This is a genomic window from Providencia sp. NPDC089933 (genome assembly GCF_049545585.1).
Lineage (GTDB): Bacteria > Pseudomonadota > Gammaproteobacteria > Enterobacterales > Enterobacteriaceae > Providencia > Providencia huashanensis.
In genome coordinates this window covers 340,830-364,965 of the sequence record NZ_JBMWDT010000002.1, presented here as the reverse complement: position 1 = coordinate 364,965, position 24,136 = coordinate 340,830, and the positions used below count along the sequence as shown (strand labels likewise).

Below are 24,136 nucleotides of genomic sequence, written 5' to 3'. Positions count from 1 at the left end.
TATTAAATAAACCAAATTCAGGCACATGCGCCCAGCTCATTGGCAGGCATTTTATTTATAACCCTATTAATAGCAGATAATTATAGTGATCAGTCAAGAACTAACATGGCAAGGCCTCATTCCTAACTTATCGTCATTCCAGACGAAATTTGTATCCTCAGAAACGTTGTCCCCAACAACACTGTCAGACATTCAGCCTAGATTGTCCGATGGAATACAACATTTTGTCGATGAATTTGCCCAAACACGCTTTATGTTTATCAAGTCTGATGAAAGTGAGGAATACCTTAGCACTTACGCTAATGCAATTGGCCCATTGCTTGTAGATATCAACACTATTGATGGCGACTACCAATTATCTGAAGATAAACATTCCTTTCAATGGAAACATGGCATTAAAAGCCGCTTTTCATCTCGCACAGCGATTGCATACCGTAATTGGATAGAACCAGAGCAACTATTTGGTCATGTAACCCCATCTTTGACCCTTGTCCCTGGCCTATTACATCAGCTTAATGGGGGCATATTAGTGATTGCAGCTAATGCACTCATTAGCCAACCTTTAATGTGGAATCGCTTAAAAGATATGGTTATTCGTCGGCAATTAGAATGGTTATCCTATTCTGATAGTCAACCTTTACCTATAGAAATCGAGCCACAACCTCTTGAACTTAAGGTTATTATTGTTGGTGATAGGCTTGCTTTAGAAGAGTTTGAATATACTTCACCAGAAATATTTGAAAGTGCAATTTATGGTGAATATGAGCCAGTCATGTTCTTTGAGGATGAACAACAATTAACATTATGGATGCGTTATATTAAATCCATCATTGATTCCAATAAATTACCAAATATCTCAGTTGATGGTTGGTTACCTTTGGTTCATCAAGCAACCCGCTATTGTGAAGATAAATTTACTCTTCCCCTTGATATTCCATGGCTTACAAGGCGCTTAATGGACGCGGTTCATTACCAAGAAAATAACTTATTAACTCAAAATTCATTTAATCAAGCGGTCGAAAACCGCCTATGGCGCCACAACTTCCTCATGGAAAGAACGCAAGATGATATTTTGCAAGAGCAAATCTTCGTTAAAACTGAAGGGGAAGTCATTGGGCAAGTGAATGGGTTATCCGTTTTACAATACCCTGGTCACCCTGAAGCGATTGGAGAACCCTCACGTATCACTTGTGTGGCTCATCTAGGTGATGGGGAATTTACCGACGTAGAACGTAAAGCTGAATTAGGTGGCAATATTCATGCAAAAGGTATGATGATTATGCAAGCCTATTTAAACTATGAGCTTAAATTAGAGCAACCACAGCCCTTCTCAGCCTCAATTGTCTTTGAGCAATCCTACGGTGAGGTTGATGGTGATAGCGCCTCACTGGCTGAGCTATGTGCGTTAATTAGTGCTTTATCATTACAACCAATTGATCAACAAATTGCTATTACAGGTGCAGTTGACCAATTTGGCTACGTCCAGCCGATTGGTGGCGTCAATGAAAAAATTGAAGGCTTCTTTGATATTTGTGCCAAACGGGGCTTAACCGGTGAGCAAGGTGTTATTATTCCAATGGCGAATATCCGTCATTTATGCACTAAAGCTGAAGTCGTTAGCGCGGTACAAGAAGGGCAATTCCACATTTGGCCTGTTGAACATGTCGCTCAAGCTATTACATTATTGACCAAGCAACCTTACTTTGAGCAGCAAGCTGAAGAAGAAAACGTACACCTGTTAGCTTTAATTCAAGAGCGTATTAACCAAGCAAATGCACCGGATAAAGCAAGGCTTCCTTGGTTCTTAAAATGGATGAGTTAAGTAAAGATTGCGTAAAAAATAGCAGATCGGAGTTGTTCAGCGTACAAGTGTAAGCTATCCTGTGCCCCTACATTTAATAAAGGCTATCTGAAGAACATGGTTGAGAAACGCGGATCCTACACAAAAGATGATTTAATTGCTTCTGGAAAAGGCGAGTTATTTGGGGAAAATGGTCCTCCACTCCCATCAGGAAACATGTTGATGATGGATCGTATCGTCAGCATGACTGAAGACGGTGGTACATATAATAAAGGCTATGTTGAAGCTGAGCTGGATATCAATCCAGACCTTTGGTTCTTTGATTGCCACTTTGTCAATGATCCTGTCATGCCAGGCTGCTTAGGGCTTGATGCAATGTGGCAATTAGTTGGTTTCTATCTGGGCTGGCTTGGCGGTGAAGGTAGAGGCCGTGCATTAGGTGTTGGCGAAGTAAAATTTACTGGCCAAGTCCTACCTACTGCAAAAAAAGTCACTTACCGTATTAGCTTTAAACGTGTAATTAACCGTAAGCTGATCATGGGGCTAGCAGATGGTGAAGTTTTAGTTGATGGTAAATCAATTTATACCGCAACGGATTTAAAAGTTGGCTTATTCAAAGATACAAGCGCATTCTAATTTTTAGAAGCCTAAGCTATGAGCTAATTCATGCAAACCTCCGCAATGGCGGAGGTTCTTAAATTGATTAGTATCTTTAAAGTTAAAAACCCTAAATATAAAAAAATGACAGGTTATTTAACCTTAAAAATGAGATAAATTCTGGATTACACAACCGCTACGGTTCGATCCTCCATCGCCTTTCGCCAACCACCTAGCCAATGCGAACGAGCATCTACTGCTTGATATGGGCAGAGCTCTTTAGAACGCCCTGCTAAACCTGCTTGATAACCTCTTGATAAAGCTCTTTCTAAACGATCTCGCTTCTGTCTTTTCATGCCTTACTTCCCTCATCATTAAAAATGGAAAAGAAAACAGCACCTACTATTTATTAATAGGTACCTTATAGAAATAACGCCCACAGATAAGAAAATCAAGTAAAGATTTTCATATATTTGTCATAAATAGCATAAATGTGACTTAGATATGGCAATTAATATAATCATTTGATTTTACTATGAAATATTTTACTTTATTTATCATGACATTAGAGCATATAAGGTGACTATTATTAACTACATATAAGTTTATTAAATATATTTACTTATTGAAGATAAAAAAAATACACCTCAGAAATTTATATTTACCATATATATCTGAGGTGTATTTAATTAGTTAACTAGGTAATAACTAATACTTTGCAATTTCTTTAGCAATATTATCAGCAACTTGTTGCCAGCCTAGTGACAATGTACGAACCAAGTCCGGATACCCATCTTGTTGTTGGTCTAACTGCACATCAAAATTACGACGAATGACTTTATCACCATGGGAAAGCGTCCAAAAACCTTGAATAAGCACTTTTCCATCGTATCGACCATTAAATGCCGTCAAAGTGATATCCAGTGTATCTGGAGAATTCTGTAATGGCTGTAAAGACACTAGCTTATCCGGTAATGCGGCGGATAATTCACTCACCATTGATTGCCCGAGCTGTTGTTCCAATGGGCTAGCCCAAAGATGTGTGCTCGCATTTGTATAACTCACATCGGTTGTTTGGTAAGTAATACCGTTGGAAGTTAATACATCAGACAACATAATACGCTGTAGCCAAACTTGGCCTTTATCCATCACTGCCGCTGATTGTTCCTGAGGAGTTTTTATTGGCAATTGATAATACTTTTTTTCTGGCGTACTACTACACGCTGCCAACAATAAAACAAATACTGATAATAAATATCGCATTATTTTTTCACTCCTTTCGGCTCTACATCCTTAGTCGGCTCCGCTTCAAACACTAATGCATTACTCTTGTTGTTTAATGTACGTAAAAGCGGCTGAACTTCTCTCAATACTTGGTCTAAACGCTGCATGTTATCCACCATTTTATTATAAGCAGGTGAACCCGGTTGGAAACCTTGCATTGCACGGTTCATTTCTTGCAGTGTTTTTTGTAAGTCATGAGGCAAGTTTTGGAACTCTTTACTTCCCATGACTTTGTTTAATTCCACCAACATGGCATTGGCTTCTTTAACCACTTTTTGCCCTTCGGCTAATGTTTGTGTCGTTTGATTAAGCATTGGCTCAATTGGCATGTTATTGATCTTATCCAACACCGCGATAACTTTTTGTTGGATTTGCGCTAAGCCACCACTGGTCGTTGGGATAATTTTATATCCAGCCACTACCGTAGGCCCTTTATAAGGCTCAGCATTAGGGTCAAAATCTAAATCAACAAACAAGGCACCTGTTAAAAAGTTACCCGATTTTAACGATGCTCTTAATCCGTCTTTCATGGCCAATTTTAATTCATTTTTTAAATTAAAATTCGCACCAACATCTTTTGAAAAACGCTCTGGCTCGATATGAATTAGAACAGGAATTCTAAAGTCATTATCCAAAGATTGGTCAAGCCCCTCGGTATAGAAAGGCACTTGTGCCACTGTGCCTAAACGAATACCACGGAATTCCACTGGTGCCCCAGGCTGTAACCCACGAATAGAATCAGAGAAGAACAAGACAAAATCTTGGTATTCTGTATACAGTGAATTTTGAATACTGTTTTGGTTATCAAAGAGTCGGAACTCTGTATTTTCCTTAACACTCGTACCTGGAACCCACCCCGTAGGCACATCAAAACTCACACCACCTGTCAGTAATGTCGCAATAGACCCCATTTCAACGTGAACACCTTGGGATGACATGTCGAATGCAATTCCACTGTCTTTCCAGAAACGCACATTGGAGCTGATCAGCTTATCATAAGGAGCATTGATAAATAATTGGTAGCGCATATCACGCTTGTCCATATCAAAATTGCTAGTTTCAACTGACCCAACACGATAACCACGGAATAATACTGGGTCACCAGGGTTTAATTGCCCTGCTTTATCGCTGACTAATGCTACTCGTATCCCTTTTGCATCCGGTGATGCAAGAGGAGGTGTGTCCAATAAAGTAAATTCAAAGTTTTCTTTGGCCTCTACCCCAGGCTGAAGTTCAATATAAGCCCCTGAAAGTAAAGTACCTAACCCTGTCACACCATCACGCCCGATTGTAGGCTTAACAATCCAGAATGATGAATCAGCACGTAGTAAATCCTTCATGTCATTATTTAAGCGCGCTTTTATTAACACCCGACTAAAATTATCATCAAGAGTGACGCTTTCAACAACGCCAATATCGACGCTACGACTTTTAATTTTCGTTTTACCTGCTTCTATTCCCTCAGCATTGTAAGTGATTAGCGTCACTTCCGGGCCTTGGTTGCTAAAATGGTAAAATAATACCCAAGCACCAATTAAGACAGTTACTATTGGGATCACCCAAACTGGTGACCAACTTTTTAACTTACTAACTTTGGCATTGGCCTGTGATGTTTCTTGTGAGGTCACCCGACGACTCCTTCTTGTTCAACAGCATTCGTGTTTACTGCGTTTTTCCTTTCACAACGATCCCAAGTTAACCTTGGGTCAAACGTCATCGCTGCAAACATTGTGAGAATAACAACAACACCAAAGAAAATAATCCCCATTGCTGGCACGATACTCATCAACTGGCCCATTTGAACCAAAGAGGCTAAAATCGTGATCACAAATACATCAATCATTGACCAACGCCCCACATATTCCACTAGCTCATAAATAAAATGCATCCGATGAGGGTCTCGATTGCCATATCCTTGTGAATCAAGGCAAAGCCATGCAATACCAATCATTTTTAACGTAGGTACCATGATACTGGCAATAAAAATGACCATAGCAACAGGATAAGAACCATCCTCCCACAATAGAATAACCCCATCAATAATGGTTGAATTTAATGCGCTGCCCAGTGTATATGTCGTCATCATGGGTAACACATTAGCGGGAATATACAGCATAATTGAAGTAACGAGCAGTGCTAATGTCCACTGCAAACTTTGGTGTTTACGTACACTTCCACGGGAAAAACACCGTGGGCACTGTGATTGTTCCGCTGGTAAAATAGCCGTGCAAACAAGGCATAAACGTACGTTTTGCTTAATACCTGTTTGACCTACTTTTAATGGTAGCTCTAGTTTTGGCGGTGCTTCAATACGGTTCCAAAGCCAATGGCGGTCTAAACATTGAAATGCCCTTACCTGCAACATGCAAAACAAACAGTAAGGTAAAAAACTTAAGCCTATTCCGATATCACCATAAGCAATCAGTTTCACAAAGCTAACTAAAACCCCAGCTAAAAATATTTCCGCCATGCACCAAGCTTTCATTTGGAATAAAATGCGAGTGCTCACGACCTTTAATCCCTTAGGAATATGAACTTGCAACCCTAAGAGAATAATTGTGATCATGCAAAATGCTGGGATAATCAAAGAAAAAAACAGAAAAAATAACGCCAACCCACTATAGCGGGTAGCCGATATAATTTCGATTATCTGAAATAACGATATTTCATTTTCAATTCCTGCCGCCCCCATTTTCACAAAAGGGAACAAGCAAGCAACAAACAGCATAATTAATGCACTAAATGCATATGCTGCTGGTTGCTTATATGGATACCGCCACTTTGAGACTAATGTAGTCTCGCAGCGCGGACATGTTGCTTTGCTCCCTTGTTCCAACTCAGGGACTGCAACCAACATGTCACACTGAGGGCAAAGAACATGTTCATGAGACTCATGGGTACACAAAGTGTATTTGCTCCTCTAATTAAAGCTAACTTAGCCGTTTTTAAGTAATTCAAGCTCTTGCCAACGGTCAAAGGCCTGTTCTAATTCAGACTCTTTAGCCGCTAAATTAGTCAACGCTTTTTCAGTGACTTCATGAGGCTGATTAAAGAAATCAGCATCACCAATCGTAGCTTGTAAAGCCTCAATTTCAGCTTCAAGTTGCTCAAGTTTCGCAGGTAACTGTTCCAGCTCACGCAATAAATTATAGCTTAATTTATTTGCACGCTTTACAGCTTCTTTTGGTTTAGCCACCTTATCTTGGGCAGCTACTTTACTCGTTTGTTCAACTTTTAAACTCACGGTTTGTGCTCTTTGTTTCTGAGCATCAAAATACCCACCCACATACCGGTTGATGACACCGTTACCTTCAAAAATCCAGCACTCAGTTACACTGTTATCAACGAACTCTCGGTCATGGCTGACGAGCAAGACTGTACCTTGATAGCCATCAACAAGTTCTTCAAGTAACTCAAGCGTTTCTACATCCAAGTCATTTGTTGGTTCATCGAGAATTAATAAATTACTTGGTTTTAAGAATAAGCGAGCTAATAACAAGCGGTTACGTTCCCCACCTGAAAGAGCTCTAACCGGTGTCATTGCACGTTTAGGAGGGAACATAAAGTCCTGTAAATACCCTAATACGTGGCGTGGCTTACCGTTAACCATCACTTCTTGCTTGCCTTCTGCCAAGTTATCCATGACCGTTTTATCAGGGTCTAATGCAGCACGGTGCTGGTCAAAATACGCCACTTCCAATTTGGTTCCACAGTGCACACGCCCACTATTTGCCTGTAAATCGCCAAGCATTAAGCGCAATAACGTGGTTTTACCACAACCATTTGGCCCTACTAATGCGATTTTATCACCACGCATAACTTGAGCAGAAAAGTCTTTGACCAGGACTTTATTGTCAACTTGATAGTTAACATTTTCCATTTCAAAAACAATTTTCCCAGAGCGAGAAGCTTCACCGACTTGCATTTTCGCCGTGCCCATAACCTCACGGCGCTGTGAGCGTTCAACACGTAACGCTTTCAAGGCACGAACCCGCCCTTCGTTACGCGTACGTCTTGCTTTGATCCCTTGACGGATCCACGTCTCTTCTTGCGCTAATTTGCGGTCAAACTCTGCATTTTGCATCTCTTCAACACGCAAAGCTTCTTCTTTACTGACCAAGTAATCATCATAATTGCCCGGCCAAGACGCTAATTGTCCACGATCTAAATCGATAATACGGGTTGCCATATTGCGGATAAAAGAACGGTCGTGCGAAATGAAAACAATACTACCTTGGAAATCCTTTAAGAAAGTTTCCAACCAGAGGATCGTTTCAATATCTAAATGGTTAGTCGGCTCATCTAAAAACAAGACCCGCGGGTTGCTCACTAAAGCACGACCTAAAGCCGCTTTACGTAGCCAACCACCCGATAATGAGGATAGTTCTGCATCCGCAGGTAAACCGAGTTTTTTCAGCACATCACTGATACGAGAGTCTAATAACCATAAATTACGGTTATCTAACACTTCTTGTAATTCAGATAATTTATTTAAATTTTTCTCACTAGGGTCATGCTCAACCAATTTAGCGACATGATGATAATCTTTCAGGTATTGAGCTTGTTCAGCAACGCCTTCAGCAACAAAATCAAAAATAGTCCCTTCGATATTACGTGGTGGGTCTTGTTGTAAACGAGCAACAATTAAGTCCTGCTCATAAATAAGTTGCCCATCATCCAGTGGCTGTTCTTTGGTTAACACTCGCATAAGTGTTGATTTACCCGCGCCATTGCGCCCAACCAGACAAACGCGTTCGTTATCTTCAATGTGAATTTCAGTATTATCAAGTAACGGAGCATCACTAAAAGCAAGGTATGCACCCGATAAATTAATTAAAGCCATTGATTCTATCCTTTACTCTGCGTGGCGAATTAACCAGCAGTTATGTATTTGACGGTTACGAGCAAAATCTTCTGAAAGTGTTTTAGCAGTAATTTCCTGCGCTTGTAACCCTAATTCTTGCATCGCTTCAATATCCATTTTGAAACCGCGTTTGTTATTAGAGAACATCACAGTTCCACCACGACGCAGTAACCGTTTTAAATGTGTAATTAATTGCACATGGTCGCGTTGTACATCAAATGTACCATCCATACGTTTTGAATTTGAAAATGTAGGGGGATCGATAAAGATCAGATCAAATTGCTCAGTACTATTGGCTAACCAACTCAAACAATCAGCTTGGATTAAGCGATGTTGGCGACCCGTTAACCCGTTTGCTTGCAGGTTTTTCTCTGCCCACTCAAGGTAAGTCCTCGACATATCAACGGAAGTCGTACTTTTTGCCCCACCTAAACCTGCGTGTACAGTTGCAGAACCGGTGTAACAGAATAAGTTTAGGAAATCCGCGTCTTTACTCATTTGCCCTAACATTTTACGGGCAATACGATGGTCAAGGAATAACCCAGTATCAAGATAATCAGTTAAGTTAACCAACAGTTTTGCGTTGTATTCTTGCACTAAAAAGAAATCATCTTTTTGGGCTAATTTTTCATATTGCTGCTTGCCTTTTTGGCGTTGACGTGTTTTCAATACTAACTGATTAGAGGTAAGCTCAAGCACATTCATTGTGGCCGTGATCACGTCAAATAACCGCTGGCGAGCCTTACGTTCATCCACGGTTTTTGGTGGTGCGTATTCTTGAATCACCACTTTGCTACCATAAATATCAACCGCCACGTTGTACTCGGGTAAATCCGCATCATAAATACGGTAACTATCAATACCTTGCTGTTTTGCCCACTTACTTAACTTTTTCAAATTTTTACGTAAGCGGTTAGCGAAATCAGGTGAAATTTCAGCCACGGTTTCTGATGGCGTAGCAGCTAATTGATAGTTCTTTTGCACACAGTCTAAAGGGCCATTTTTGGCTTTAAATTCACGTTCTGAACGCAATTGCAAGCAGCTAAGTAACTCAGGAGAAGCACTAAAAATCGATAAACGCCAACCTGGGAAACGGGCCTTCACGATACGCCCTAACTGGCTATGCAGTGCAATTAAGGCAGGCTCACTTTCTAAACGCTCACCATAAGGCGGGTTACTGATAATTGCCCCTACCGTATCAGTGTTAACTGGGCTTTCCAATGCAGCGGCATCACCTTGTTTAAAGGTGATTAAGTCTTGTAGCCCCGCACGGCGCGCGTTGGCACGCGCCATTTCTAGTACACGCTTATCGATATCAAAACCATAAAAACGTGATGTCGTTTCTTTCAAGCCTTGACGAAAACGCACTTGTGCTTCCGTCGTTAACTCGCGCCATAATTCAGCGTTAAATTTCGACCATGCATAAAAACCCCAATGGGTACGGTGTAAACCCGGGGCTTTGTCTGTTGCCATCATTGCGGCTTCAATTAACAAGGTTCCTGAACCGCACATTGGGTCAACTAATGGAGTCCCTTGCTGCCACCCTGAGCGATTAATAATAGCTGCTGCAAGGGTCTCTTTCAGCGGTGCTTGCCCAGCAAGGTCACGATAACCACGGATATGCAAAGAATCGCCGCTTAAATCAAGAGCAACACTGGCTCTTTCTTTATTCAAATAAACATTAATACGAATATCTGCTTGCTGGCGAGCAACATCCGGCCGTTGGTCTAATTTGCGCACGAAGCTATCAACAATTGCATCTTTCACCTTTAATGCACCATATTGGCTATTGCGGATCTCTTCGTTGGTGCCTGTAAAATGCACGACAAAAGTGTCATTAACTGAAAAAATCTCAGTCCAATCGATAGCTTGCACACCAAGGTATAAGTCTAAGTCACTGTAGACATCAAAATCATTCAGTGGCAATAAAATACGCGATGCCAAACGACTCCACAGCAGGCTTTGGTACATGCCTCGTTCATCGGCCTGAAAGTAGACACCCCCTTGCGCAATTTTGCACTGGCTAGCGCCAAGCGCTTCCAATTCCGTTTTCAGTAGTTCTTCTAGGCCACGAGCTGTGCTGGCAAACAGAGAATTCATAGTATTTATTACCGATTTTGATGAAAAATTGTTGCGCATTATAGCTAATCTTATGCAGTTGTCATAAAGTTGCTGCGCAACAATTATAAGGATTAAAAAATGATTACGCTTTCGCGCCTTTATACACACCCAGTTAAATCTATGCGAGGGGTACGTTTATCACATGCCTTCGCAGATACTAGCGGTTTGACTTTTGATCGTAATTTTATGGTAACCACGCTGGAAGGTAAATTTATTACGGCAAGAAAATACCCGCAAATGTTACTGTTTACACCCGTTATGCTTAACAATGGGTTACACCTACAAGCACCTAATGGCGAAAGTGCAACGGTATTGTATCAGGACTTTGATGATAAACAGAGCCCTACTGAGGTTTGGGGAAATCATTTTCATGCACTGATTGCTCCCCAGCAGGTAAATAGCTGGTTAAGTACCTTTTTTGATGAGCCAGTACAACTACGTTGGCTCAGCACTCAATTGTCTAGAAGAGTGAAAAATCATCAAGATGTTCCCGTATCTTTTGCTGATGGTTACCCTTTTCTACTCATTAATGAAGCATCCGTTCAAGAACTCCAAGGCCGTTGCCCTGCCAGTATTAAGCTAGAACAATTTCGTGGCAACCTAATTATTACTGGCGCTAAACCTTTTGAAGAAGATACTTGGAAAACCATTCAAATCGGTGATGTTATCTTTACTCTAGATAAACCATGCAGTCGTTGTATTTTAACCACTGTCAGCCCCGAGAAAGGGATAAAACACCCTAATAGTGAACCATTGGCCACGTTGCAAACCTTCCGTACTGATGAAAATGGTGACGTGGATTTTGGTCAAAATGTTATGGCTAAAAATACGGGGATTATTCGTGTTGGTGATACGCTAACAGTATTAGAAACCAAACCAGCTAAACAATATATAACGCAAAAAAGAGAAGCTGAAAGCCCAAGCCCAAGCCCAAGCCCAAGCCCAAGCTTAAATTCTACAGTCGACAATGTCAGTTTAATTTTTGAAGAAACAGAATATCAAGGTGATAACCAAAATGTGGTCCTCGAACAACTGGAATCTCACGGTTTATCCATTCCCTATTCCTGCCGAGCGGGTATTTGTGGACGCTGTAAAATTAAGCTTATTTCTGGTGAGGTCACACCGCTAAAACAAAGTGCAATTAAAGAAAACGGCTATATATTGTCCTGTAGCTGTATTCCAAAAACTTCGCTCAAATTAGCACTTAACTAAACGTTTATTATGGCTCATTAACACCATCAGCAATTTTATATTATGATGGTGTTAGAATACCTATAACTACATTAGTTATCTAAGTCGGACATTTAGTTTTTATTCATTTTCTTTTTATTTGATCACTGACGATCAACTAAATAACGTTGCCATATAACTGCCGCTTCGTCTTTGATGAATACTCAAGCATACGATCGTTCATGATCTTAATTGGATCACAAAACCTTAAAGTACGATCGGGTAATTCTAAAACTGGTTCAGCTAATAAACACAAGCTTGCTGAAGGGCCTGCTTCTGCAATAATAAATGAAAAATAACGACTGGTATTTTCTAAACACACCTGAATTATTTGCCCCTGTTTAGGCGCATTAATATAATGAAAAGAAGAAAAATACCAACTTTTCGGCATCTGTGGTTTTAGAAAACGAAAAGCAACCAAGCTATTTAAGACTAATTCCGCTCTTTCTTCTTGCGTAATATTTAGTCTCTTTGCTTGCTCATCAAATAAATAATATTCCCCTGCATCTTCAATGCTAAATGGCATTTCACTACGAGCAAATGCGGTTAACATTTTAGCGGGAAAACATGAACGAAATATCATGCCGTTGGCGAGATCTAACATCACCCTGTCATGGTCATGATCAAAATACCAACGCCAATGATCATCAGGTTTAATATTCATAAACGATCCTTCAGCGATTTATCGGTAAATATATAATAGGAACGATCATCATAATGATCTTCCCTAAATTTACTCTGCGGCAATTTTTATAGATTAAATTTTCACAAATTAAGCTTTCATAGATTAAGTCATGTCGTTTAATTGCAACTGGATATTACATTGTCTAAACAACAAATTTACTGAAAATTGATATCAATTTGATATAAAAATAGCCACTATTAGCAATATAGTTTAAAAGGGGGAATAAAGAAACCCCCTTGTTAAGTAAATTTACAATTTATTAGATATGATTGACAATATCTTTAATTAATTTTGGTCCATGGTAAATAAAACCAGAATAAATTTGAATTAATGAAGCGCCTGCTTCCATTTTTTCACGCGCCGCTGTAAGCGAATCAATTCCACCCACACCAATTATTGGTAACTTACCATTTAATTCACGTGAAATAAGTTTAATAACTTGCGTACTTTTTAATTGTACAGGCCGCCCACTCAACCCACCCGTTTCATTGCAATGGTTTAACCCCTGAACGAGGGAGCGATCTAGCGTTGTATTTGTAGCAATCACCCCATCTATATTATGCCTCACTAAGCTATCTGTAACTTGAATAATTTCTTCTTCAGATAAATCAGGCGCTACTTTCACCGCAACTGGCACATATTTTTGATGTAATGATTGCAACTCAAGTTGCTTCGCTTTTATACCACTCAATAAATCATCGAGAGCCTCACCGTATTGTAATGTACGTAAGCCCGGTGTATTTGGTGAGGAAATATTAATCGCAATATAGCCTGCATGGGCATATACCTTATCCATGCAAATTAAATAATCATCTTTACCTTGTTCTACCGGTGTATCTTTATTCTTACCAATATTGATACCAATAATTCCACCGTAATTAGCCTTTTTGACATTCTCTACGAGGTTATCAACACCTTTATTATTAAAGCCCATTCGGTTGATTAAACCCTCAGCTTCAACGAGTCGGAATAACCTTGGCTTATCATTACCAGATTGAGGACGGGGAGTCACAGTCCCTATTTCAATAAACCCAAACCCCATTGCGCCAAACGCATCGATACATTCACCATCTTTATCGAGACCAGCTGCGAGGCCAAGGGGGTTTTTAAAAGAAAGCCCCATGCATTGAACTGGTTTGGTAGCAACAGATTGACGAATAAGGCATTGAAAAGGGGAATGGTTCAAACGTTGAAGCTGGCGAAAAGTCAATTCATGTGCTTTTTCGGGGTCGAACTGGAATAGTGCCTTTCGGGCAAGATGATATAGCATATCCAATAACCTATTTTCTGCTAGTGCGTTTCAATAAAATAGACATCATACCGCGCATGCTAAAACCCCCACCAAAGGGTTCTTGTTGAGTTTTAACTGTGCGAACTATTTTTCGTCGGATAAAACGCGCAATAGACTACCCTATTTAGGGGCAACTTTACTATGAAAAGATCAATATATTCTGTTTTGTGCCTCTAATAACAACAAATAATAAAGGGCTCTTTAATTCACTCAAACTCTGGGGAAACAACCACTCCCATCAAAAATACTTGTATCGTATTGATTTATAATTAAATTATTCATCTAACTATTTGTTGGATGGAAAGCTTATAGTAACACACCAGCAGGGGGAAGAAACTATGTCATCACGACTGAAAATTATGAGTTACCACTCAACGTCTACCGAGCCCCTTATGACTAAAATAAGGGAAAACGCCCATCTAAGTTAAAAGCTTGCCGAGCTAAAAACCATATCATCGCTTAGTTTTTACAGTTCACATTATTAAACTGATAAACCATAGCAAAATCAAAAATTAAAAAGGGGAAGACGGTTAATCTTCCCCTTTAGTTCTAAACCAAAAGCCTATTTTTACTTTCTTATCGCCTCTGAGTAGCGCTCATTAGCCCATCATATAAAAATAGTGTAATGGCGTAATAATTAGCTTTCTAATGCTTTGGTGATTTTCTCAAATAAATCACCAGAAAGGTTATCTAGGGCTTTCAATTGTTCAAGCACTTTACGCATTTGAGCCTGACGCTTTTCGTCATAACGTTTTAAACGGATCAATGGTTCGATCAACCTTGATGCAACCTGCGGATTACGCGTGTTCAGATCAACCAAGATCTCATATAGGAACTGATAACCGCTGCTATCTTCCGCATGGAAATTAACTGGGTTCCCCGCGGCAAATGCCCCTACTAGCGACCTTACTCGATTTGGGTTACTCATGCTAAATGAACGGTGATTTAACAGCTCACGCACATGCGATAGCACCTCTTTCGATGGGTTTGCCCCTTGTAATGTAAACCACTTATCCATCACCAAGCCATCATGATGCCAGCGTTCATCAAAATCAGCCATTAGCTGTGCTTTACACGGTAACTGAGATTCATTCGCTGCCGTTAATGCAGCAAGAGAATCGGTCATATTATCCGCAGATTGGTATTGTTCTTGCACTAACTTATTCGCTAGTTCAATGTCATCACCCGCAGCCAAATATTGGAGGCAAATATTACGTAATGCACGTTTGGCAATGTCCTGATGATCAACGCGATAACCCGTGATATTGACCGAATGGTAAACAGCCAATAACTCATCCTGCATGTCTACCGCAAGTTTATGGTGGATAAAGTTCAGCACCTCGTGAATGGCGACAGGGTCAATAATGGCAAACAGTTCAGCAAGTTCGCTTTCTGATGGTAATGTCAAGATCAACGCTGCTAACGCAGGGTCAATTGATTCACTCAATAACACCGCTCTAAATGCATCAACGACAGATTCAGGTAAAACTAACTCTTCCCCTTTCTGATAGTTAGCGACATTAATTTTTACGTAGTTATTAATCAGTTGCTGAGCAGCATCCCAACGGGAAAACTCGTTATTGGCATATTGCATCAAGAATGCAAGTTGCTCATCGGTATAGTTATAATCCAGTTTTACTGGAGCAGAAAACTCCCGTAATAATGAAGGAACCGGACGGCTTGCCACTTCATCAAATACAAATGTTTGTGACTCTTGAGTAATATTTAAAACAGAGTTAACAGCACTACCATCACGTTTTAACGCAATCACGCTACCATCTTCAGCATATAGCTCAATATCTAAAGGGATATGTAATGGCAATTTTTCAGTTTGGTCAGCCGTTGGCGGCGTCATTTGCTTCACATGCAGGGTATACTGTTGTTTTTCTGCTGAATATTCATCTCGTACCGTAAGTATTGGTGTACCTGATTGGCTGTACCAACGGCGAAATAGTGATAAATCGACATTTGAAGCATCTTCCATTGCTTGTACAAAATCATCACAAGTTGCTGCACTACCATCATGGCGATGAATATAAAGTTGCATACCGGCTTGGAACATTTCTTCGCCCAACAGGGTATGGATCATACGGATCACTTCGGAGCCCTTTTCGTACACAGTCAACGTATAGAAATTATTCATTTCGATCACTTTGTCTGGGCGAATTGGGTGCGCCATTGGGCTTGAATCTTCAGCGAATTGGGCTGATCGCATCACTTTTACATTGTTAATGCGGTTAACAGAGCGGGAACCTAAGTCAGAACTAAATTCTTGGTCACGGAAAACCGTTAACCCTTCTTTTAAGCTTAACTGGAACCAATCACGACAAGTGATTCGGTTACCTGTCCAATTATGGAAATATTCATGCCCAATGACTGACTCGATATTGAGATAATCTTTATCTGTTGCTGTCTCGCTTTTAGCTAATACATATTTAGAATTAAAAACGTTAAGACCTTTATTTTCCATTGCACCCATATTGAAGAAATCAACAGCAACAATCATATAGATATCAAGGTCATACTCTAAGCCAAAACGCTCTTCATCCCACTTCATTGCATTTTTCAGAGACTGCATTGCCCAAGGTGCGCGGTCTAAATTGCCTTTATCAACAAACAGTTCTAACGCCACTTCGCGGCCACTGCGCGTAATAAACACATCTTTTAAAACATCAAAATCACCGGCAACGACGGCAAATAAATAACTTGGTTTTGGGAAGGGATCTTCCCATTTAACCCAATGACGCCCGCCTTCTAATTCACCTTCTGCAATACGGTTACCATTTGAAAGTAAATAAGGGTAGCGAGACTTATCCGCGGTAATTGTTGTGGTATAGCGCGCTAAAACATCTGGCCGGTCTTGGTAATACGTAATATGGCGGAAACCTTCTGCTTCGCATTGGGTACATAAAGCATCACCAGAAACATACAAACCTTCTAATGCAGTATTTTTTTCAGGGCTAATTTCATTCACAATACGCAAGGTAAAAGATTCTGGTAGTGCTTCAATCACTAACTTACCATCAACTTCGTGATAGTTTTCCCATGCTTTACCCTCTATTTCGAGACTAATTAACGATAAGTTTTCACCATTGAGCTCAAGCGTTGATGACTGCGCATTAAGGCGTTTTACCTGACTAGTTGCTGTCACAACCGTCTTTACAGGGTCAAGATTAAAATCGAGGTCAATCGCTGTAATGGTATAATCGGGGGATTGATAATCTTGACGGTATTTCGCTTGTCTTAACTGGGTCATATGTAACCTTTCTAATTTGTTATATCCGATATCGTACTGCTTCGTTACTTCATACAATACTATAAGACACAATAATGTGAATGGATTTGAGAAACATTTTCATCATAATGTGTTATCCATTTTAATATTGATGTTACCTTTCTATTTCTCACCCTAGCTAATTTTGTTACACAATCGTTTGTTTGTTGGTGCTATAGCACTATCAAATATTTTATAGCATGTTAGTATCTTTTCGTGATTAATGCTTTTGTATGTAATGACGAGATACGGTATGACTGAAATGTATTTACCTGATTTAACTACTTTACATAAAAGCGAATGCGTGAATTGAGCTTGCGAATGCTCTCTTAAAACAGACAGGTAGAATAACGCTTCTATCTTTTGGTAAAGTGGGTATACTTTTGCAACTTTAACGATTTAGCTAATTGCTACGTGCTGTTTTATTTTGTTTTTTTAATGGGGTGAATTTCAAGTTTAAACTCTGTGAGTTATCCCTATAAAAACAAACAGCCTTAGTTATAAAGATAAGCTCCGCGAGGATGTCTGCGTGCCATGAACTTAGACGCTACACCAATTATTACATCACTGCTTGATACCGACGCTTATAAGCTTCATATGCAGCAGGCCGTTTTCCACCGTTATCATCAGGTACCGGTTGTCGCTGAGTTTCGCTGCCGTAGTAGCGATATATTAGGTAGCTACGCTACTGAAATCAGGCAACAAATCCAGCAGATGGCAAAACTATCACTGACTGATGATGAATTAAATTTTCTCCGCCGCTTACCTTTTTTCCATGAAGACTATCTTACATGGCTAAAATCATTTCGTTTTAACCCACAACAAGTGGTTGTTAGTGTGACTGACGAAGGGCAACTGGCAATACGCATTAGTGGCCCTTGGCGCGAAGTGATTATGTGGGAAGTTCCTCTTCTTGCCCTAGTAAGTGAAATCGTGCAACGAGATAGGCACCCAAACATCACAACTGATGATGCGGTCCAACAACTGAAAAAACTGTTAGATGTTTTTTACCAACAAGCTGACGAGCACCAACTTGACCTATCCGGCTTTAAGCTGATGGACTTTGGGACGCGGCGCCGCTTCTCATACGGTGTCCAATCAGCCATTGTGGCTATGTTGAAACAGGAATTCCCTTACCTTGTTGGCACCAGTAATTACAAGCTCGCGCATGAGCTAGATCTTGCGCCAGTAGGAACCCAAGCCCACGAATGGTTCCAAGCGCACCAGCAAATCAGCCCTGAGTTAGCAAATAGCCAGCGTGAGGCTTTGCAAATTTGGTTAGATGAATACCCTAATCACCTCGGGGTTGCCTTAACGGACTGCATCACGATGGATGCTTTCCTACGTGATTTTGATGCTAATTTCGCCAAACGCTATCAAGGGTTACGCCATGATTCAGGGGACCCTATCGAATGGGGCGAAAAAGCAATCGCTCATTATGAGAAGTTAGGTATTGACCCAATGAGTAAAACTTTGGTGTTTTCAGACAGCCTAGATCTACAAAAAGCACTGGAGTTATACCGCTATTTCCACAAGCGGGTTAATCTTGTATTTGGTATTGGTACGCGCCTAACCTGTAATATTCCCCATGTTACGCCACTGAATATCGTGATTAAATTAGTGGAATGTAACGGTAAACCGGTTGCTAAGTTATCTGATAGCCCAGGTAAAACGATTTGCGAAGATGATGAGTTCGTTAACCAACTGAGAAAAGCGTTTGACCTTCCTAAAGCCTGCTAATCACGTAACAACCTTAAAGCTCTGAATAAGAATTGGCATTTTTCTTATCGGGGCTTTAAAACCCCTTTTTCTTTTATTCACTTACTATTACTATAGCTTTTAAGCTCGATAAATCCTCATCACTTAAACAGAAATATTTTATCGTGATTTTTTACTTGTTTCCTAATAAATGGCAAGTAACATAGAGCTTTGGCCCCTGAAATATGGGATTTCGTAAGTATACCCCTACTTTACTGTTTTATTTATCATACACTGGTTGTTTTGCGCTTTAACTAACAACACCGCAATACAATTAAAAAATGAATTTAATACAGCTTGAATGGCATCCTAAATAATTCGAGTTGTAGAAAGACGGCAAACAAATTGGGCCCTAGGAGGATACATAAGTATGTGACTAGGGTCAGTTTGTGAAGCCAACGCATCTACAGCTCGAAGTATGACGGATTGAGATAGTAAAGTAGATATTGTTAATATGAAGAGAGTGAATTATATGATAGTAGCGCCTGTAGTCGACGTACTGCAAGGCCGAGTGGCGGTAGGCACAGAAGTCACCGTTCAAGGCTGGGTACGTACAAGGAGAGATTCAAAAGCGGGTTTTTCTTTCCTCGCCGTTTATGACGGTTCTTGCTTTAATCCGTTACAGGCTATCATCAATAATAACTTACCTAATTATAATGATGAAGTCCTGCACCTAACTACGGGTTGTTCTGTTCAGGTTACGGGCGTTATAAAAGAGTCTCAAGGCCAAGGGCAGTCCTTTGAACTTGATGCAACCGCAGTCAAGGTGGTTGGTTGGGTTGAAGACCCTGAAACTTACCCTATGGCAGCGAAACGCCATAGCGTTGAATTCTTACGTGAAGCCGCACACCTACGCCCTCGAACCAATTTAATCGGTGCGGTTGCACGCGTGCGCCATACCTTAGCACAAGCGATACATCGTTTCTTTGATGAGCAAGGTTACTTCTGGGTTTCAACCCCAATCATTACTGCCTCTGATACCGAAGGCGCAGGTGAAATGTTCCGTGTCTCCACACTGGATTACAATAACTTGCCGCGTAATGACAAGGGCGAAGTCGATTTCAGTGAAGACTTCTTTGGCCGTGAAGCATTCTTAACGGTTTCAGGCCAGTTAAATGGTGAAGCCTATGCAACTGCACTGAGCAAAGTGTACACTTTTGGCCCAACCTTCCGTGCTGAAAACTCCAATACCAGCCGCCACTTAGCTGAGTTCTGGATGGTTGAACCTGAAGTTGCTTTCGCTAACTTAGATGATGTTGCAGGCCTAGCAGAAAAAATGCTGAAATTCGCCTTTAAAGCCGCGCTTGAAGAACGCCGTGACGACTTAGAGTTTTTTGCTCAACGTGTCGATAAAGACGTTATCACTCGCTTAGAAAGCTTTGTTAACTCTGATTTTGCCCAAGTTGATTACACCAACGCGATCAAAATCCTTGAAACCTGTGGTCAGAAATTCGAAAACCCAGTTTACTGGGGTGTCGATATGTCATCTGAACATGAGCGCTACTTAGCTGAACAGCACTTTAAAGCGCCTGTGGTAGTAAAAAACTATCCGAAAGACATCAAAGCTTTCTATATGCGCTTAAATGAAGACGGTAAAACTGTTGCTGCAATGGACGTTCTCGCACCGGGTATTGGTGAAATCATCGGTGGTTCACAACGTGAAGAACGCCTTGATATGCTTGATGCACGCCTTGAAGAAATGGGCATGAATAAAGAAGATTACTGGTGGTATCGTGATTTGCGCCGTTATGGCACTGTGCCTCACTCTGGTTTCGGCCTTGGCTTTGAGCGTTTAGTGGCTTATGTTACTGGTGTTGGTAACGTGCGTGAGGTGATCCCATTCCCTCGTACACCTAGAAACGCTGCATTCTAATTGCGTTTTTTGGTGCAATAATGATGTAAAAAGCGGACTAAACATATTTTGGTCCGCTTTTTTGTTCAATAATGCTTTCATTGGCTAATCATTCCGATACGTTACATTAAATTACAGTAAAATATTAAGTAGATCACAACTTTCCCCTTAATACCTTATAATTATCCGTAAAGTAACGCACTGCCTGCTACCGCTAAGAATAATCTGCTTTTTTATTATATTTTTGCTTTTTGCTAATCATAAATCTTCAACTTAACTGGCCTAAGTTGCTCAAAAAAAGCTCAAATTATCTTTTGAAAAAGTTCCCTCTTTTTTGTAATATTTTTTAAACTGGTACGATGTGTGGTTATTTTTCACTCTATTTTTTACATTTTGAAACACCTTGTTACCATTTGTTTCAGAAACTTTGATTTTGTAGCACTTTGAGGGTGGATAAATTTATTTAGCAATGGAACACTGGTCGCCGACATAGACGACACTAATCTCTCATAAATAGTTCCAATTATTTTTTGAGAATTATTTTTGGCAGTGGCAGGTGTCCGAATAACACCAATGAGGGTAATAATAATGATGAAACGCAATATTCTTGCAATGGTTATCCCAGCTCTGTTAGCTGCTGGTGCAGCAAACGCAGCTGAAGTATACAACAAAGACGGCAACAAATTAGACGTTTACGGTAAAGTTGACGTTCGTCACTACTTCGCTAAAGGCGACAGCGGCGAAGATGGTGATGATTCACGTGTTCGTTTAGGTCTGAAAGGTGATACTCAAATCACTGATCAACTAACTGGTTTTGGTCGTTTCGAGTGGGAAACAAAAACTAACAAAACTGAAAACAACAATGACAATAAAAACCGTTTAGCTTACGCTGGTTTAAAATTTGCTGATTTCGGTTCAGTTGATTATGGTCGTAACTACGGTGTTATCTATGACACGAACGCATGGACCGACGTTATGCCTTTATGGGGTGGCGACACTATGGCTCAGTCAGATACATTTATGACAAGCCGTAACCGTAACCTGTTAACTTACCGTAACAACGACATGTTCGGTTATGTTGATGGCCTGAGCTTCGCTCTGCAATATCAAGGTAAAAACGGCGACCAAAATAAATCAGGTGGTAAAAGCGCTTGGGAAAACAACGGTGACGGCTACGGTTTATCTGCAGCTTATGACTTAGGTTGGGGCGTAACACTGGGTGGTGGTTACTCTAACTCTTCACGTACACCTGCTCAACAGTCCGGTAAAATTAATGGTAGCACAACAGTTAACAGTGCAACTGGCGACCGCGCTCAAGCATGGAACGTGGGTGGTAAATTCGATGCTAACAATGTTTACTTAGCAGCGATGTACGGCCAAACACTAAACACAACTCATTTCGGTGATGAGCACACTATTGCTAACAAAACTGAAAACGTTGAGTTAGTGGCTCAGTACCTGTTCGATTTCGGTCTGAAACCATCTTTAGGTTATAACCAATCTAAAGCTAAAAACGTAAACGGTGAGAACGGTGATATTGTTAAATATATCTCTGTTGGCTCTTACTACTACTTCAACAAAAACATGTCTGCAGTTGTTGATTACAAAATCAACCTGTTAAAAGACAACGACTTCAGCAAAGAATACGGTCTGATGACAGACAACGTAGTTGGTTTAGGTCTGATCTACCAATTCTAATTATCAGTTAACTGATAAACTAGAAAACGGTAACATGTTTTTGCAAGCAGCGCTCCAGCGCTGCTTTTTTTGCCTTTAAACGCTGACTAAATTTTTATAAATCAAACCACTATATCGACAAGACAGACTGATTCACCAACTTTATAGATATTTATGGTTAGATTACATGCAATTCCTACCTAGCTCACAAGATCTCGCCAATTTATCGCAAAACGGTTGGCAAAACGCCTTTCTCACGTTACCCTGATAACTCGACTCGTTCGACTAAACCCGTTTTCAGCTATACCCTTTATTTCAAGCAGTATGGGCTTTTTACAAGCAAGGATAGCCAAAAGCATTCTCACTTAATGCCTTCATACGCTATGAACTGTATTGGGTAACCACAACAGAGCTTTGGAATCGACAACATGTTTGAAAAAATTACTTCTGCCCCCGCTGACCCAATTTTAGGTCTTGCTGATAGTTTCCGTGCTGATCCCCGTGACAATAAAATCAACTTAGGTATTGGCGTCTATAAAGACGAATCAGGGAAAACCCCTGTGCTTGATACCGTAAAAAAAGCAGAAAAATTCCTGCTAGACAACGAAAACACCAAAAACTATCTTGCGATTAGCGGAATGCCAGAATTCGGCCGTGTAACACAAGAACTGTTATTCGGTGCACAACATGAAATTGTCACCTCAAAACGTGCCCGTACTGCACAAGCCCCTGGGGGCACTGGTGCCCTGCGTATTGCAGCTGACTTTATTGCTAAACAAACCAATGCAAAACGTGTTTGGATCAGCAACCCAACATGGCCTAACCATAAAAATATTTTTGAAGCCGCTGGCTTAGAAGTATTAACTTACAACTATTATGATGCAGCAAAACATGGCATGGATTTCGACGGCATGCTAAGTAGCTTATCCACTGCGGTTGCAGGGGATGTTATTGTCCTACATGGTTGCTGCCATAACCCAACAGGGATTGACCCAACTGCTGAGCAATGGTCGAAGCTGGCTAACTTGTGTGCAGAAAAAGGCTTATTACCTGTTTTCGACTTCGCCTATCAAGGTTTTGCTAAAGGGTTAGATGAAGACGCTGAAGGCTTACGCATTTTCACCCAAAATAACCCAGAAATGATTGTCGCCAGCTCATACTCTAAAAACTTCGGTTTATATAATGAGCGTGTCGGTGCTTGCACCATTATCGCTAAAGACAGCGACAACGCAGAGCGCGCATTTAGCCAAGCAAAAGCGGTTATTCGTGCAAACTACTCTAACCCACCCGCTCACGGTGCAGCAGTGGTTACCACTATCCTTTCTGACGATACCTTAAAAGCAGAATGGGTCCAAGAACTAACAGCAATGCGTGAACGTATTAAACGTATGCGTCAGTTACTGGTTAAAACATTGGAAGAGAAAGGCGCTAAACAAGACTTTAGCTTCATTATCAACCAAAATGGTATGTTCTCCTTCAGTGGTCTCACAAAAGAGCAAGTAGAGCGTCTACGCAGTGAATTTGGCATCTACGCCGTAAGTTCTGGCCGTATTAATGTTGCAGGCTTAACACTGGAAAACATGGTTCCACTGTGTGAAGCCATCGTAAAAGTACTGTAAAACTCATAAAGTACACCCCAAGTTAGCCCCATATTTTATTGGGTTCTAATTTTGGGGTGTTTTTTTAGGAGTATGGTTCACTT

Annotated in this window: 16 protein-coding genes; 7 read left to right on the top strand and 9 right to left on the bottom strand. The window is 40.6% G+C overall.

Annotation, left to right across the window (positions count from 1 at the left end; genetic code table 11):
* Nucleotides 1–85 precede the first annotated feature (85 nt).
* Nucleotides 86–1,822 (top strand): AAA family ATPase, encoded by a 1,737-nt coding sequence (locus ACPEH5_RS05310; protein ID WP_042846440.1) that lies wholly within the window; start codon nt 86–88, stop codon nt 1,820–1,822.
* 96 nt (nt 1,823–1,918) lie between these two features.
* A complete protein-coding gene (fabA, locus tag ACPEH5_RS05305) occupies nt 1,919–2,437 on the top strand; it encodes a bifunctional 3-hydroxydecanoyl-ACP dehydratase/trans-2-decenoyl-ACP isomerase (protein WP_042846441.1) in 519 nt (172 codons plus the stop codon).
* A 146-nt stretch (nt 2,438–2,583) separates the two neighbouring features.
* Here the strand turns inward: fabA and rmf are convergent, their stop codons facing one another.
* The 6 genes from rmf to rlmKL form a co-directional block, all read right to left on the bottom strand.
* Nucleotides 2,584–2,754, bottom strand: a complete 171-nt coding sequence (gene rmf / locus ACPEH5_RS05300; RefSeq protein ID WP_004909639.1) for a ribosome modulation factor — start codon at nt 2,752–2,754, stop codon at nt 2,584–2,586.
* A gap of 352 nt (nt 2,755–3,106) precedes the next feature.
* Nucleotides 3,107–3,661, bottom strand: a complete 555-nt coding sequence (gene pqiC / locus ACPEH5_RS05295) for a membrane integrity-associated transporter subunit PqiC (RefSeq protein WP_042846443.1) — start codon at nt 3,659–3,661, stop codon at nt 3,107–3,109.
* Nucleotides 3,661–5,310, bottom strand: coding sequence for an intermembrane transport protein PqiB (gene pqiB, locus ACPEH5_RS05290; protein ID WP_042846445.1), 1,650 nt, complete (start codon nt 5,308–5,310; stop codon nt 3,661–3,663). The genes pqiC and pqiB overlap by 1 nt, the downstream gene beginning before the upstream one ends.
* Entirely contained in the window at nt 5,307–6,587 is a 1,281-nt protein-coding gene (pqiA, locus tag ACPEH5_RS05285; protein ID WP_071547901.1) for a membrane integrity-associated transporter subunit PqiA, read from the bottom strand. The genes pqiB and pqiA overlap by 4 nt, the downstream gene beginning before the upstream one ends.
* A 30-nt stretch (nt 6,588–6,617) precedes the next feature.
* Nucleotides 6,618–8,525, bottom strand: a complete 1,908-nt coding sequence (locus ACPEH5_RS05280) for an ABC transporter ATP-binding protein (RefSeq protein WP_042846447.1) — start codon at nt 8,523–8,525, stop codon at nt 6,618–6,620.
* Nucleotides 8,526–8,537: 12 nt separating this feature from the next.
* Nucleotides 8,538–10,646, bottom strand: a complete 2,109-nt coding sequence (gene rlmKL, locus ACPEH5_RS05275) for a bifunctional 23S rRNA (guanine(2069)-N(7))-methyltransferase RlmK/23S rRNA (guanine(2445)-N(2))-methyltransferase RlmL (protein ID WP_166686778.1) — start codon at nt 10,644–10,646, stop codon at nt 8,538–8,540.
* A gap of 99 nt (nt 10,647–10,745) precedes the next feature.
* Here rlmKL and ACPEH5_RS05270 point away from each other — a divergent pair, with 99 nt between their 5' ends.
* Entirely contained in the window at nt 10,746–11,879 is a 1,134-nt protein-coding gene (locus ACPEH5_RS05270) for a YcbX family protein (protein WP_281110648.1), read from the top strand.
* Between the two features lie 136 nt (nt 11,880–12,015).
* Here the strand turns inward: ACPEH5_RS05270 and ACPEH5_RS05265 are convergent, their stop codons facing one another.
* From ACPEH5_RS05265 to pepN, 3 genes are all read right to left on the bottom strand, one after another.
* Entirely contained in the window at nt 12,016–12,561 is a 546-nt protein-coding gene (locus ACPEH5_RS05265) for a cell division protein ZapC (RefSeq protein WP_042846450.1), read from the bottom strand.
* 280 nt (nt 12,562–12,841) lie between these two features.
* Nucleotides 12,842–13,852: a quinone-dependent dihydroorotate dehydrogenase gene (gene pyrD, locus ACPEH5_RS05260; protein WP_042846451.1), complete on the bottom strand. Its 1,011-nt coding sequence runs from the start codon at nt 13,850–13,852 to the stop codon at nt 12,842–12,844.
* Between the two features lie 658 nt (nt 13,853–14,510).
* Nucleotides 14,511–17,129 carry an aminopeptidase N gene (gene pepN / locus ACPEH5_RS05255; RefSeq protein ID WP_131680710.1) on the bottom strand — a complete coding sequence of 873 codons (2,619 nt, stop codon included), beginning with the start codon at nt 17,127–17,129 and terminating at the stop codon, nt 14,511–14,513.
* Nucleotides 17,130–17,681: 552 nt separating this feature from the next.
* Here pepN and pncB point away from each other — a divergent pair.
* The 4 genes from pncB (at nt 17,682) to ACPEH5_RS05235 (ending at nt 24,053) form a co-directional block, all read left to right on the top strand.
* Nucleotides 17,682–18,887: a nicotinate phosphoribosyltransferase gene (pncB, locus tag ACPEH5_RS05250; RefSeq protein WP_042846454.1), complete on the top strand. Its 1,206-nt coding sequence runs from the start codon at nt 17,682–17,684 to the stop codon at nt 18,885–18,887.
* A 490-nt stretch (nt 18,888–19,377) separates the two neighbouring features.
* On the top strand, nt 19,378–20,778 hold the full coding sequence (gene asnS, locus ACPEH5_RS05245; RefSeq protein ID WP_281110649.1) for an asparagine--tRNA ligase: 1,401 nt from the start codon (nt 19,378–19,380) through the stop codon (nt 20,776–20,778).
* 570 nt (nt 20,779–21,348) lie between these two features.
* Nucleotides 21,349–22,455 (top strand): porin, encoded by a 1,107-nt coding sequence (locus ACPEH5_RS05240; protein ID WP_166686790.1) that lies wholly within the window; start codon nt 21,349–21,351, stop codon nt 22,453–22,455.
* A gap of 407 nt (nt 22,456–22,862) precedes the next feature.
* Nucleotides 22,863–24,053, top strand: a complete 1,191-nt coding sequence (locus ACPEH5_RS05235; protein WP_042846458.1) for an amino acid aminotransferase — start codon at nt 22,863–22,865, stop codon at nt 24,051–24,053.
* The last annotated feature ends 83 nt before the right edge of the window (nt 24,054–24,136 follow it).